This window comes from Flavonifractor sp. An112, from assembly GCF_904377885.1.
GTDB lineage: Bacteria > Bacillota > Clostridia > Oscillospirales > Oscillospiraceae > Flavonifractor > Flavonifractor avicola.
The window spans coordinates 1-14,095 of sequence record NZ_CAJFGT010000065.1 but is presented as its reverse complement, the minus strand read 5'-3'; the positions used below and the strand labels follow the sequence as shown (position 1 = coordinate 14,095).

Below are 14,095 nucleotides of genomic sequence, written 5' to 3'. Positions count from 1 at the left end.
GAATCCGTCCCTTTTGCCGGGGAAACGGATTGCCACGCCAGTGTGCGCACTGGCTCGCAATGACAGGTTTGTGCAAAACAGCTATTTTGCAACAGGCCCATGGGCCGCTTTCAGCGGCACGGCCATGAAATCAAAGCGCATGGGCCGGGACGGCCCATATGCGCATAAACTTCATGCGCCACAGCCTTTGCTTGTTTTCGTGGTATACTCTTGGCGCATAAAGTTTTATTTCGCCACCGGAGCAAACCGGCCCCGCACCAGGACCGCCAGAGCCGCCGGGGCCACCTCCACCTGGGCGCCGATCTTACCGGCGCTGACGGTGATGGTGTCCAGACCCTCCACACTCTGGTCAAAGACGGTGGGGAACTGCTTCTTCATGCCCACCGGGGAGCAGCCCCCGTGGACGTAGCCGGTGAGGGGGAGCAGCTGGGCCTGCTTGATCATCTCGATGGATTTCTCGCCCACCGCCTTGGCGGCGGCCTTCAGGTCCAGCTCCTTCAGCACCGGGATGACGAACACATAATATTTCTTGCTGGCCCCCTGGGTCACCAGAGTCTTGCACACGCTGGCCGGGTCCTTATCGATGAGGGCGGCCACGCTGGCGCCATCCACCGCCCCGTCGGGGTGGGCGTAGTGGTGGGGGGTATAGGGTACCTTCTTCTGATCCAGTACCCGCATTACGTTGGTCTTTTCTTCGGACATGGTTGCATCGCTCCCGTGGTTTGGTATAAGATAAGGACATCATACTACAATCAAGGAGCGGACGCAAATGCTGGATACACAAAATTGTCAGGGCATCATGATGGACATTGCCAAGCGGCTGCTGGCTATCGACAGCCCCAGCGGATTTACCCAGAACGTGGTGCGGGAGGCGGAGCAGATCGCCCAGGACCACGGCTATACTACCCGGCGCACCAACAAGGGCAACCTGATCGTGTCGGTGCCCGGCCGGGAGAAGGGCAAGAGGATTGGCCTGTGCGCCCATGTGGATACCCTGGGCCTGATGGTGCGCTCCATCACCGCCGACGGTATGCTGAAGATCACCAAGGTGGGCGGCCCCATCCTGCCCACCCTGGACGGCGAGTACTGCCGTATCTACACCCGGGACGGCAAGGTGTACACCGGTACCATCCTGTCCCTGTCCCCCGCGGTCCACGTCTATGATGACGCCGCCACCCGGCCCCGGGAGGAGAAGGAACTGGCGGTACGCATTGACGAGAAGGTGAAGAGCAAGGAGGACGTAGAGGCTCTGGGCATCTGCGCCGGGGACTATGTGTGCTTTGATCCCAAGACCACCGTCACCGAGAGCGGCTTCCTCAAGTCCCGGTTCATCGACGACAAGGGCAGCGCCGCTATCCTGCTCACCCTGCTGCGGCTGATGCACTTTGCCAAGGTGCGCCCCCGCTACGACACCGACGTGTGCTTCACCGTCCATGAGGAGGTGGGCCACGGCGGCGCCACTCTGCCTCAGGTGGATGAGCTGCTGGCGGTGGATATGGGCTGCGTAGGCGACGATCTGAGCTGCACCGAGTATCAGGTGTCTATCTGCGCCAAGGACAGCAACGGTCCCTACGACTATGAGATGGTGAGCCGTCTGGTGGAGCTGGCCAAGGCCAACGGTGTGGATTACGCGGTGGATATCTATCCCCACTACGGCTCTGACGTGGCGGTGGCCTGGAAGACCGGCATGGACGCCAAGGGCGCCCTCATCGGTCCCGGTGTCCACGCCTCCCACGGTATGGAGCGGACCCACTTCGACGGCATGAAGGCTACGATCGATTTGGTGAGCCTGTACCTGGAACTGGGCTAAAAAAGAAAAAGTCCGCTCCATCTCCGCCGAAGGCGGGAGCCCGGCGGAATTCACTTCTGCCGGGCGATAAATGAAAAGAAACGGGGTCCCCGCGGGACTGTAGTCCCGTGGGGGGCGGACCCATTTTGATGGGATGAAGGCTACGATCGATTTGGTGAGCCTGTATCTGGAGCTGGGCTGAGAAAACAGGCGGGCGGCCTTATAGGCCGCCCGCCGTTTTTTTCCAAGGCCTTGTCACAGGGAAAGGCATTTGTTATAATAAAGGGTAATTTTAATGGGAAAGGACGGTGGCCGCCCATGAAATACAAACAATGGAATCAGGCGGCCAGCGATCCGGCCGCGGTGGCTGCTCTGGAGCGGGCGGGACTGCCCACTCTGGCGGCCATGACCCTGTGCGCCCGGGGGATGGATACCCCGGAGAAGGCCCGTGCCTTTCTGGACGCGGGACGGGGTCAGCTTCAGGACCCCCTGCTGATGAAGCACATGGACAGGGCCGCCGCCCGGGTGGCCCGTGCCCTGGCGGATGGAGAGACCATTGCGGTCTACGGCGACTACGACGTGGACGGCATCACCTCCACCAGCCTGCTTACCGATTTCCTCCGGCGGGAGGGGGGAGATGTGATCCCCTACATCCCCGACCGGATGGAGGAGGGCTACGGCCTGAATACCGACGCCCTGGATACCCTCCACCAGGCGGGGGTCAGTCTGGTGGTGACGGTAGACTGCGGCATTACCGCCGTGGAGGAGGCCCGCCACGCCGCCCGTCTGGGCATGGACCTGGTAATCACCGACCACCACGAGTGCAAGGAGGAACTGCCCGCCGCCCTGGCGGTGGTGGACCCCCACCAGACCGACTGCCCCTATCCGTTTAAGTGTCTGGCCGGCGTGGGGGTGGCCCTCAAGCTGGTGCTGGCCCTGGGTGGGAAGCCCCGGCAGGAGGAACTGCTGAACCGGTACGCCGATCTGGCGGCCATCGGTACGGTGGCCGACGTGATGAGCCTCACCGGGGAGAACCGCACCATTGTGCGCCTGGGGCTGGAGGCCCTGCGCCACACCGGCCGCCCCGGCCTGAAGGCCCTGCTGCGGCAGGCGGGCCTGGAGGAGCGGCCCCTCAATTCGGTGGCCATCGGCTACACCCTGGCCCCGCGGCTCAACGCCTCGGGCCGGATGGGGTGCGCCTCCCTGGCCGCTGAGCTGCTGCTCACCGCCGATCCCGCCCGGGGAGAGGAACTGGCTATCCAGCTGTGCGAGCTAAACCGGGAGCGGCAGACCATCGAGGCCCAGATCTCCGCCGAGTGCCAGGAGCTGGCCGAGGCCCTGCCGCCGGAGGAGCGCTATGCTCTGGTGCTGGCCGGCGACCACTGGCACCAGGGAGTGGTGGGCATTGTGGCCTCCCGCCTGGCGGAGAAATACTCCTGCCCCGCCTTTATGATCTGCCTCCAGGACGGCAAGGGCAAAGGCTCCTGCCGGTCCTTCGGCGGCTTCAACCTGTTTGCCGCCCTGGAGCACTGCGCCCCCCTGCTGGAGGGCTTCGGCGGCCATGAGCTGGCGGCGGGCTTTACCATTCTGGAGGAGAACATCCCCGCCTTTACCGCCGCCATGAACGATTATGTCCGCCAGTGTACCGGGGGCGCCGAGATGGTGTCCACCCTGGATGTGGATTGTCCGGTGGACGATGTGGGTATCCTTACCCTGGAGGGGGTGGAGGGCCTGGACCTGCTGGAGCCCTATGGCTCGGGCAACCACAAGCCGGTGTTCTCCCTGTCGGGCTGCCTCATCACCGCCCTCAGCGAGGTGGGGGGCGGCCGGCATCTGAAGCTGAAGCTGGCCTCCGGCGGCCGCAGCTTTGACGCCATCTTCTTCTCCGCCACCGCCGCCGAGATGGGGGTGGCCCAGGGAGACCGGGTGGATGTGGCCTTTACCCCCCAGGTCAATGAGTACCGGGGGTGGCGCTCGGTCCAGTTCCAGGTGTGCGACCTGCGCCCCGCCCTGACCCGGGCCCAGGCCGAGCGGGCCCTTTTTGAAAAATTCCGCCGGGGCGAGGAACTGACCCGCCGGGAGGCGGCCGCCCTGCTGCCCACCAGAGAGGAGTTTGTGGTTCTCTGGCGCTATTTGAAGGGCCATGCCGGACAGTCTCCTCTGGAGGAGACCGCCCACCGGTTGGCCCGCAACATCGCCCGCTCCGCCGGACGGCGGGAGACCGTCATGCGTACTCTGGTATGTCTGGAGGTCTTTGACGAGCGGGGACTGATCCAGCTGGAGCACACCACCGATCACCTCCACATCGCCCTGCGGACGGTGGAGGGCAAGGTGGATCTGGATGACAGCTGGATCATGCGCCGGCTGCGGGGCATGAGCGGATAAATTTCCCTTTCATTTTTATTTCGACAGGAGGTGCCCTGTATGGACCCCATCCTGGAGCGTTATCAGGCTCTTGAGGACAAGATTAAAACCTATAATCCGGCACTGGATACCCAGCGCCTGTTCAGCGCGTTCACCTATGCGGACAATGCCCACTCCGGGCAGCTGCGTAAGGACGGATCGCCCTATATCACCCATCCCCTGGCGGTGGCCGAGATCGTGGCCGAGCTGGAGCTGGACACCGACTCCATCATCGCCGCCCTGCTCCACGACTGTATCGAGGACACCGGTTCCACCCACGAGGAGATCGCCAAGCTCTTCGGCACGGTGGTGGCCGACCTGGTGGAGGGCGTTACCAAGCTGACCCGGGTGCAGTATACCTCCAAGGAAGAGGAGCAGATGGAGAACCTGCGGAAGATGCTCATGGCCATGGCCAAGGACATCCGGGTGATCCTGATTAAAATCTGCGACCGGCTCCACAATATGCGCACCATGGAATACCAGTCTCCCAGGAAGCAGAAGGAGAAGGCCCTGGAGACCATGGAGATCTACGCCCCCATCGCCCACCGCCTGGGCATGCAGCGCATCAAGTGGGAGCTGGAGGACACCTCCCTGCGCTACCTGGACCCGGTGGGCTACAAGGAGATCTCCGACGAGCTGGCCGCCCGCTCTGCCGCCCACGAGGAGTTTTTGGCTACCGTCCAGCGGCGCATTCAGGAGCGGCTGGACGCCGAGGGCATCCACTGCACCATCTACGGCCGGGTGAAGCACGCCTATTCCATCTACCGGAAGATGTATACCCAGAACAAGACCATGGATGAGATTTTTGATCTCTATGCCTTCCGGGTCATTGTAGATGACATCCCGGAGTGCTACAATGTGCTGGGCGTCATTCACGATCTCTTCAACCCGGTGCTGGGCCGGTTCAAGGACTACATCGGCACGCCCAAGCCCAATGGCTATCAGTCCCTTCATACCACCGTCATTGGCCGGGACGGCATCCCCTTCGAGGTGCAGATCCGCACCTGGGAGATGCACCATACCGCCGAATACGGCATCGCCGCCCACTGGAAGTACAAGCAGGGCATGGCCAACACCAAGCTGGGCACCGAGGAGGCCTTTGAGTGGGTGCGCAAGCTGCTGGAGAGCCAGCAGGACGTAGACGCCGAGGAGTTTGTCCGCACCATGCGGGTGGACCTGTTCTCCGACGAGGTGTTCGTGTTCACCCCCCGGGGTGACGTGATCAACCTGCCCGCCGGGGCCACCCCCATCGACTTTGCCTACAACATCCACTCCGCCGTGGGCAACCACATGACGGGGGCCAAGGTCAACGGCCGCATGGTCACCTTCGACACCCCCCTGAAAAACGGCGACATCGTGGAGGTCATCACCTCCAAGTCGGCCCACGGCCCCAGCCGGGACTGGATGAAGATCTGCAAGTCCAACGAGGCCCGCAACAAGATCCGTCAGTGGTTCAAGAAGGAGCGGCGGGAGGAGAACATCGCCACCGGCCGGGCCTCCTTCGAGTCGGAGCTCAAGCACGTGGGCCTGTCTCTGGCGGCCATCACGGCTGAGGACGTGCTGCCCTTTATTTTGAAGAAGGTGCGCTTCGGCACCCTGGATGAGTTGTACGCCGCCATCGGCTACGGCGGTATGTCCGCCCAGAAGGCAGTGGTGCGGGTCAAGGACGAGATGACCCGGCTCAACCGACTCCACGCCGAGCAGGCGGCCGCCGCCGAAAAGACGGCCCAGCAGCAGGACACCATTTATCCCGCCACCAGCAATCAGCCCACCGTGCCCGTTAAGACCGGCAAGCACGACCAGAGCGGCATCATCGTGGAGGGCATCGACAACTGCCTGGTGAAGTTCGCCAAGTGCTGCACCCCCGTGCCCGGCGACCCGGTGGTGGGCTTTATTACCCGGGGCTTCGGCGTCTCCGTCCACCGGGCGGACTGCCCCAACGCCGCCCCCGAGAAGCGCAAGCCGGAGGAGGAGGGCCGCTGGATCAAGGTATCCTGGGCCACCGGGGAGCTGGCTACCTACCGTACCTCCCTGGAGATCGCCGCCAAGGATCGGGACGGCCTGACTCTGGATGTGGCCATGGCCCTGTCCACCATGAAGGCCAAGACCACCAGCCTGTCCGCCCGGTCCATGCCCGACGGCTACGCCACCGTCAGCATTGTGCTGGAGGTCAAGAACCACACCGAGCTTACCGCCGTCATCAACAAGCTGGGTCAGATCCAGGGTGTGTACCAGGTGAAACGCGCCGCAGGATAAAAAATAATCTGGGGGCGGCCACAAGAGTCGCCCCTGCGGTACGACCACTGCCTTTTCTCTTGTTGAGGAGAACGAATGATGATTCAGAGAGAGATACTGCAAGAAAACGAGACCCTGGACCGGCTGATCTCCCAGTGCTTTGCGGGCGGAGAGCTGCTCCGGCGGGAGCTGCGGCTCACCGAGGCCCAGGCCGCCTATGTGGCGGGACATTATTGCGCCCAGGTCATTCCCATGGGCGAACATTGGTATGAAATTACCTTCCAGGAGGCATTTTACAATGGCTGCAACTGAATTTGTGCCCGTGCTGCTTGGCTCGGACATCAACGCCTACAGCATGGCCCGGGCCTTCCATGAGGCCTACGGCGTACATTCCGTGGTGTATGGAATGTTCCCTGCCAGCGTGTGCGCCGGCAGCAAGATCATCGACTACCGGGTGCGGGAGCACAACGACCGGGTGGACAAGGTGCTGGAGAACGTCAACGAGGTGGCCCGGGAGCACCCGGATAAGAAGATCCTGGTGCTGGGCTGCGGAGACAACTACCTCAACTCCATCTCCGCCAACCTGCCCAACTACCCCGAGAACGTCATCGCTCCCTATGTGGACCTGTCCATGCTGGAGACCCTGATCCACAAGGAGAAGTTCTACGACCTGTGCGACCAGTACGGCATCGACCATCCGGCCACCTACGTCTACCACAAGGGGGAGGGCCACGGCTTTACCCTGCCTTTTGAGGGCCCCTTTGTGGTCAAGCCCGCTGAGTCGGACACCTACTGGAAGCATCCCTTCCCCACCCAGAAGAAGGCCTATGTCCTCCAGACCCGGGAAGAGGTGGACCAAGTCATCGACGACATCTACAACGCCGGGTATGAGGACTCCCTCATCATCCAGGACTTTATTCCCGGTGACGACAGCTATATGCGGGTGGTCACCAACTACTCCGGCGCCGACGGCAAGGTGCGCCTGATGTGCGTGGGCCACGTCCTGCTGGAGGAGCACACCGCCCACGCCATCGGCAACCACGCCGTTATCATCACCGAGCCGGAGCCTGAGCTGTGCGAGAAGCTGAAAGGCTTCCTGGAGGCCATCCGCTTCACCGGCTTCTCCAACTTCGATATCAAGTATGACCAGCGGGACGGCAAGTTCAAGGCCTTTGAGATCAACTGCCGCCAGGGCCGGTCCAACTACTATGTCACCGGCGCGGGCTACAACCTGGCCAAGTACCTGGTGGAGGACCGGGTGCTGGGCAAGAGCTGTGAGCTGACCATTACCAAAAACCGCCATCTGTGGTGGGTCATTCCCCCCAAGGTGGCCTACGACTATGTGAATCCCAAGTACCATGAGGAGATGAAGGCCCTGGAGAAGGCGGGCGCCGTGGTCAACCCACTGTTCTACAAGCCGGACAACGGCCTGGTGCGTACCCTGCGCATTATGAAGGGCCAGAAGCGGTATGTGGGCTGGTATGCCTCTTGTATGGAAAAGGTGAAATAATGGAACAACGCCTTGGTATTCTGGGCGGCATGGGGCCCCAGGCCACCCAGGACTTTTATCAGCGGATTCTGGACCGCACCGACGCGGCCAAAGACCAGGAGCACCTGCCTACCCTGATCTGGAGCGACACCTCCATGCCCGACCGCACCGCCGCCATTCTGGGGGGCGATGCGGAGGGCTGCTACCAGCGGCTGCTGGCGGGTGCCCGTCTGCTGGAGGGGGGCGGCTGCACCGTGCTGTCCATTCCCTGCAACACCTCCCACTACTTTGCCGACCGGCTCCAGGGGGATATCTCCATCCCTCTCATCCATATGCCCCGGGAGACTGTGGGAGTGCTGGCGGAGGAGGGGCGGCGCAAGGTGGGCATCCTGGCCACCGACGGCACCATCCGCACCGGCGTGTACCAGAAGGAGTGTACCGCCCGGGGCATTGAGGCTGTCTCCCCGCCGGCGGAGATCCAGAAGCTGGTGATGAGCATTATCTACGACGAGATCAAGCGGGGGGAAAAGGGCTCCCGGGAGAAATTCGCCGTCATTGACCGCTGGCTCCGTCAGGCCGGGTGCGACAGCGCTATTCTGGGCTGCACTGAGCTGTCTGTCTACCGCACCTATCACGGCCTGCCCGACCACTATCTGGACGCCATGGACGTGCTGGCTCAGCGGTGTATCACCGCCTGCGGCTACAAGCTGCGGATGGTATAAGCAATGGGCCGATGGAGACATCGGCCCTACAAGTTACTGGTGGTGAATGACTATGACCGATTTCCGCCGCCCTCTGGGCGACTATGTGCAGCTGCTGCTGCGCCATGACCTGCTGGCCGACAAGGGGCCGGCCCACGCCGACCTGACCGCCCCGGTGGCCCTGGTGTCCTGCGACTCCCAGGTGGTGATCCCCCACACCCTCTTTCTCTGCAAGGGGGCCAAGTTCAGGGAGGACTATCTGCGCCAGGCCATGGACAAGGGGGCCTTCGTGTATATCAGCGAGACCCCCTATCCCAACGTGCCCCTGCCCTGCCTGCGGGTGTCCGATATCCGGCAGGCCATGGGCTTGCTGGCCGACCTGGCCTATGGCCATCCCTCCGGCAAGCTGACCATTACCGGCATTACCGGCACCAAGGGTAAGACCACCACGGCCTACTATATCAAGTCCATCGTGGATACCTGGCTGGCTGCCCAGGGGCACCGGGAGAGCGCCCTGCTCTCCACCATCGTCACCGACGACGGCCTGGAGCGCAAGCCTGCCAAGCTGACCACCCCGGAGCCTCTGGACCTCCAGCGCCACCTGTCCAACGCGGTCACCGCCGGGGCGGACTACCTCACCATGGAGGTGTCCTCCCAGGCCCTGAAGTATGGCAGGGTCATCGGGGTGGACCTGTCCTGCGCCGTGTTCCTCAACATCGGCGAGGACCACATCTCCCCGGTGGAGCACCCCGATCTGGAGGACTATCTCCAATCCAAACTGTTGATTTTCCGGCAGGCGAAAACTGCCTGTATTTCCATGGACTGCGATCACGCCGCTGAGGTGGCGAAGGCAGCTGCCCGGTGTGAGCAGGTCATCACCTTCTCGCAGAAGGACCCGGCCGCCACGGTGTACGGCACCAACGTCCGCAAGGAGGGGAACAAGATCGCCTTCCACGTCCGCACATCCCGGTATGAAGGGGAGATGGCCATCTCCACCCCCGGCCTGTTCAACGTGGAGAACGCCCTGGCCGCCGTGGCGGTGGCCGAGGTCTATGGCATCCCCCAGGAGATGGTGAGGGAAGGTCTGGAGAAGGCCTTCGTCCCCGGACGTATGGAGCACTATGCCAGCGCCGACAACCAGATCTCCGTCATTGTGGACTACTCCCACAACGGCATGAGTTTGAAGAACGCTCTGCGCTCCGTCCGGGCGGAGTACCCTGACCGGCAGCTGACGGTACTCTTCGGGTGCACCGGCGGCAAGGGCATCGACCGCCGGGAGGGCATGGGCAACGCCGCCGGTGAGTGGGCCCACCGGATCATCCTCACCGAGGACGATCCCGGTCCTGAAGAAGTGGAGGACATCTGCGCCGACATCGGCGTGTTCCTCAAGCGGTGGAATAAGGACTACACCGTCATCCCCGACCGGGAGCGGGCTGTGGAGGCCGCCATCCTGGAGGCCCAGCGTCCCGCTGTGGTGCTGCTGGCGGGCAAGGGCTGCGAGGAGGCCCAGAAGCGGAAGAACGGCCCCGAGCCCTGTATCCCCGACGGAGTGCTGGCCCGGCAGGCTTTGGACAAGTATGACCGTGACCATGCTGAATAAGGCTTTTGCCGCCGCGGGCGCCGCCGCCTGGGGCGGCTTGCCGTTTTCAGAACTGGCGGAGGACATGACCCCCGAGGCCATCGCAAAGGCGGAACAGCTGTGCCCCAACCCCCGCACGGTGCTGGTGGCCGCCTTCCCCTACTACGCCGGGGACCGGCCTGGCAACCTGTCTCTCTACGCCCGCGGACGGGATTATCATCAGGTTGTCACCGGAAAAATGAATACGGTTTGTGATATTTTGCAAAAAAAATACTTGAATGGGGCGTTTTTGCCCGCTGCCGACAATTCCCCCCTGCCGGAACGGCAGGCGGCCTGGCGGTGCGGTATCGGCCTGCGGGGGAAGAACGGGCTGGTGATTTTGCCCCCCCACGGCAGCTATGTGTTCCTGGGCACTATCCTCACCGACGCGGCATTGGACCTGCCGCCCCGCACGCCGTCCGCCGACTGTGTGGGCTGCGGCAAGTGCCTGACCGCCTGTCCCGGCGGCGCCCTGGGGGAGGATGGGGTGAACCTGTCCCGCTGTCTGTCCGAGCTGACCCAGAAGAAGGGGGAGCTGACCGGGGAGGAGGCGGGGCTGGTGCAGGCTCACCCACTGATCTGGGGGTGCGACACCTGCCAGCGGGTGTGCCCCTACAACGCCCATCCCGCCCTGTCCCCTCTGCCTGAGTTCCGGGAGGGGCTGGTGGATGCCCTGGACCGGGCCGACCTGGAGGGGCTCACCAACCGGACCTTCCGGGAGAAGTACGGTGACCGGGCCTTTGCCTGGCGGGGGCCCGCGCCCCTGCGGCGCAACCTGGAATTGAAAAAGAGTATGTAACAATCCCCCCGCTCCGGAAGTTCCGGAGCGGGGGGACTCAGTGTGTCGAAGTTTTTCGACACGCTTCTCAAAAATGCAAGCATTTTTGAGAGGGAATGCAGGCCGCCGCGCGCATGGCCCCAAGGACCACACACTTGCGGCCTGAGAAGGGTGTTTTCCGACGTACACGCCGCCGGAAAACACAATTTTGACCCATTTCCGTCCTCTGCGGACGGCGGAACTCTGCGAGGCTCCTGCAGCAAAAATCGCAGAAATACATTTTATCGATAGACTAAATCCCCTCGCTCCGGAACTTCTGGAGCGGGGGATTGTTATTATCGGGGTGAAATGGGCTTCAGACTGCGGGCCAGCAGGTCGTCCATATAGCGGCACAGGGTTTGATCGGGGATATCGGGGCATTCCATGGTGATATGGGTATATAGTCCAATCAGGGCGGAGGAGAACATCACGCCCTGGATCACCGCATCCAGCTCGTTGACGTTGCGCTGCTCCAGCTTGCGGCGGAGGCTCTTCACAATGTCTTTTTTCCAGCGGTACACAAACATAGGATCTCCGCGGTTGCTCAGCAGGACCCGGTACCAGTCTAGGTTTTCCCGGATATGCGTAATGGTGCGCAGGGCGGTGTCGGTGGCGCTGCTGTGGTCCATGATGTCGGGCAGATTACGGCAGATTTCCCACAGGGCGGAGAGCAGCCGGTCCTCCACACCCTGCAATACTGCAAATTTATCCTCAAAATAAAGGTAAAAAGTGGAGCGGGCTATACCGCATACTTGGCAGATGCCGGCAATGCTTACGCCGTCGATACCGTCCCGCTGGTAAATTTCCAGAAAGGCGGATTCAATATCCTGAATAGTGCGCTGGCGGTTCAGCGTCCTGCGGGGGGGCATATCCATCAACTGCCTCTCATTAGAAATCAAAGAAGGTTTGCGGATCTGCTGCAAAATAGGGGGTACTTTGCTTAAATTATTATTATATTTGACCAAGAATAAAATTGCAACAAAAAATCGGAGGGGAATGGACACTTTGCCTCCGTTTGTTCAGTTACTGTACGGTAGATTTTTGTGTGATGTGTATAAATAGAGGTAGTTTATGCTATCTTTTTCACACAGAACAAACAGAAAAAGGAGGAGCTGTTATGAGCCAAAGACCTGTTCTTACCCCGGAGGAGCGGGCGCTGTCTTACGCCAAGTACTATGATCTGCCCATTACTCCCATTCCCCAGGAGAAACTTGCCATCTTGGAGGGCGGCCCTATTGATCCCTCTCTGGCCCTGAAGATTGAGGATCGCAACGATTTGTTCCTGCCCGGCCATCTGCCCTGTGAGACCGGCTACTGTGTGATGCCAAACGGTACCGGCTATCTGGCCAACCGCACTGAGATGCCCGGCGTCACTCCTGAGATGTTTGAGTGGTGGTTTGCCTGGCACGGCCTGAACGATATGCGCTACCGCATCTGGGACCCGGAGGACCACTTCTACGCCCGTCAGCAGAATCCGGACAAGGTGCTGGACCCCAGCGTGCCTATGCGGGAAAAAACTTGGGGCACCGTTCACCATGTATTGGAGGACATAGGAGGCGGTCCCGACGAGCTGATCCTGAACTTCCGCTATCCCCATGAGCTGGGATACGACGAGTCCAAAGTTGGTACCCCCGCCTGCGCCACTATGATGTGCGCCAACGGCCATGGACCGGTACCCGGCCAGGGTGTGGCCGCCATCATGACCCACATGGTCCGGGAGATCGAAGGCGGGATCGAGCTGCGTTCCCGCTTCTGGATCGGCTACGGCCTGGTGGACGGCCAGGTGGTCAAGCTGCTGCCCGACGGCGTCAGCGTGCCCCCGGTGGTGCCCATGGGCCTGTTTGCCCATAATCTGAAGGAATTCGGCCATCTGGCCGCCATCCTGCCCTCCCTCTACGCCGAAGAGAAAGACCGCTGGTAAGCGGAACAGACGGAAAAGGAGAAGAATTATGTGTAAGAAGAAAGATTTTCCTGTAGTAATGAATGTATTTCTGGCCTTTTTCATTACCCTGGCGGTGACCATCTTCAACCTGGCAGTCAACAATAACCTGAATGTTCCCGCCCTGGTGGTTGGTATGGTTTACGGTTTCTGCCTGAATCTGACGCTGGAGACGCTCATTGACCTGCCTGCCTTTGGCAATTTCTTTGTCAAGGCCTTTCACCTGAAAATGGAAAGTATCGGAGCATACTTTGTGCGGATCTTTTTCATCGTGCTGCTGCTGGTGCTGCTGATGAGCTCCATCCTGATGTTCTGTGAAGTGGGCTTTCTGCTGGGTACGGGGTTCTTTGGTTTTTGGATCACCAAAGTGCCCGCTATCTTCCTGGTGGCCTATATAACCGCGCTGATCTTCTTCCCCCTGTGTATCAAGGGCGCCCAGGCGCTGTGCACCCGGGACTGAACTGCATACATAACCGTCAGCCCCTCCGTTCGGTACGGAGGGGCTGCTTTTGTCCATAAAGCTCCTCCGGCAGGCGGAGGAGACGTTGGAACGGCTTGCCTGCCCGCTCCGATACCGGAGGCGGGCAGCCGCTGTGGGCGGCCTGGTCCACCTTGTCTGACTGAATGGTATCGCCAATGCCCCAGGGTTAAGCGGTCTCCTTCAGTGGTGGACATCTTGTCCAGAGGGGGACAGACCACGTTCTTGGCAACAACAAGGGCGCGCTGCTGATGCAGCGCGCCCTTGCCGGCATGGATCTTTACTTCTGCAGACCCTGCGCAAAGTTCATGAAGATCTGCGCCACTTCCGCGCGGGTGGCGGTGCCGGTGGGATCCAGGACGTTGCCGCCCTTGCCGGACAGCAGCTTGGAGCCTACCGCCCACTCCATGGCCTCAGCGGCCCAGGAGGAGGTCTTGGCGCCGTCGGTGAAGGTGGTCAGATCGCCCTTGGCGGACACATCGTAGCCCTTGCTCTCAGCATAGCGGTACAGGATGGTAGCCAGCTGCTCGCGGGTCACGGTGTCGTTGGGGGCAAACACGGTGTCGCTGTAGCCCTTGACGATGCCCTTGGAGGCAGCCCAGTTCACAGCGTCGGTGTACCACACG

Annotated in this window: 13 protein-coding genes; 10 read left to right on the top strand and 3 right to left on the bottom strand. The window is 61.6% G+C overall.

Annotation, left to right across the window (positions count from 1 at the left end):
• Positions 1–225: 225 nt before the first annotated feature.
• Positions 226–702, bottom strand: a complete 477-nt coding sequence (gene ybaK, locus IHN22_RS10020) for a Cys-tRNA(Pro) deacylase (protein WP_087268416.1) — start codon at positions 700–702, stop codon at positions 226–228.
• A 67-nt stretch (positions 703–769) separates the two neighbouring features.
• On the opposite strand from ybaK, the gene IHN22_RS10015 reads away from it, so the two are divergent.
• The 8 genes from IHN22_RS10015 (at position 770) to IHN22_RS09980 (ending at position 11,034) form a co-directional block, all read left to right on the top strand.
• Positions 770–1,810 (top strand): M42 family metallopeptidase, encoded by a 1,041-nt coding sequence (locus IHN22_RS10015; protein ID WP_191435092.1) that lies wholly within the window; start codon positions 770–772, stop codon positions 1,808–1,810.
• A gap of 297 nt (positions 1,811–2,107) precedes the next feature.
• Entirely contained in the window at positions 2,108–4,174 is a 2,067-nt protein-coding gene (recJ, locus tag IHN22_RS10010; RefSeq protein ID WP_191435090.1) for a single-stranded-DNA-specific exonuclease RecJ, read from the top strand.
• Positions 4,175–4,213: 39 nt separating this feature from the next.
• Positions 4,214–6,448: a RelA/SpoT family protein gene (locus tag IHN22_RS10005; protein WP_191435088.1), complete on the top strand. Its 2,235-nt coding sequence runs from the start codon at positions 4,214–4,216 to the stop codon at positions 6,446–6,448.
• A gap of 78 nt (positions 6,449–6,526) precedes the next feature.
• On the top strand, positions 6,527–6,739 hold the full coding sequence (locus tag IHN22_RS10000) for a hypothetical protein (RefSeq protein WP_087188449.1): 213 nt from the start codon (positions 6,527–6,529) through the stop codon (positions 6,737–6,739).
• Positions 6,726–7,937 (top strand): ATP-grasp domain-containing protein, encoded by a 1,212-nt coding sequence (locus tag IHN22_RS09995; protein ID WP_191435086.1) that lies wholly within the window; start codon positions 6,726–6,728, stop codon positions 7,935–7,937. Before IHN22_RS10000 ends, IHN22_RS09995 begins: the two co-directional genes overlap by 14 nt.
• Positions 7,937–8,638, top strand: a complete 702-nt coding sequence (locus tag IHN22_RS09990; protein WP_300986316.1) for an aspartate/glutamate racemase family protein — start codon at positions 7,937–7,939, stop codon at positions 8,636–8,638. The genes IHN22_RS09995 and IHN22_RS09990 overlap by 1 nt, the downstream gene beginning before the upstream one ends.
• A 52-nt stretch (positions 8,639–8,690) precedes the next feature.
• Positions 8,691–10,217 (top strand): Mur ligase family protein, encoded by a 1,527-nt coding sequence (gene murE / locus IHN22_RS09985; RefSeq protein ID WP_191435085.1) that lies wholly within the window; start codon positions 8,691–8,693, stop codon positions 10,215–10,217.
• Positions 10,195–11,034: an epoxyqueuosine reductase gene (locus IHN22_RS09980; protein WP_300986314.1), complete on the top strand. Its 840-nt coding sequence runs from the start codon at positions 10,195–10,197 to the stop codon at positions 11,032–11,034. Before murE ends, IHN22_RS09980 begins: the two co-directional genes overlap by 23 nt.
• Before the next feature lie 314 nt (positions 11,035–11,348).
• Here IHN22_RS09980 and IHN22_RS09975 read toward each other — a convergent pair whose 3' ends face one another.
• On the bottom strand, positions 11,349–11,927 hold the full coding sequence (locus IHN22_RS09975; RefSeq protein WP_087188445.1) for a TetR/AcrR family transcriptional regulator: 579 nt from the start codon (positions 11,925–11,927) through the stop codon (positions 11,349–11,351).
• 242 nt (positions 11,928–12,169) lie between these two features.
• Between IHN22_RS09975 and IHN22_RS09970 the strand changes: the two genes are divergently transcribed.
• Together IHN22_RS09970 and IHN22_RS09965 are read left to right on the top strand one after the other, a co-directional pair.
• Positions 12,170–12,973: a DAPG hydrolase family protein gene (locus tag IHN22_RS09970; protein WP_191435083.1), complete on the top strand. Its 804-nt coding sequence runs from the start codon at positions 12,170–12,172 to the stop codon at positions 12,971–12,973.
• Between the two features lie 28 nt (positions 12,974–13,001).
• The gene (locus tag IHN22_RS09965) at positions 13,002–13,451 is read left to right on the top strand and encodes a hypothetical protein (protein WP_087188443.1); all 450 of its coding nucleotides are present in this window, start codon (positions 13,002–13,004) and stop codon (positions 13,449–13,451) included.
• A gap of 298 nt (positions 13,452–13,749) precedes the next feature.
• Here IHN22_RS09965 and IHN22_RS09960 read toward each other — a convergent pair.
• The coding region (locus IHN22_RS09960) for an S-layer homology domain-containing protein (protein ID WP_191435081.1) at positions 13,750–14,095 on the bottom strand (346 nt) is incomplete at its 5' end.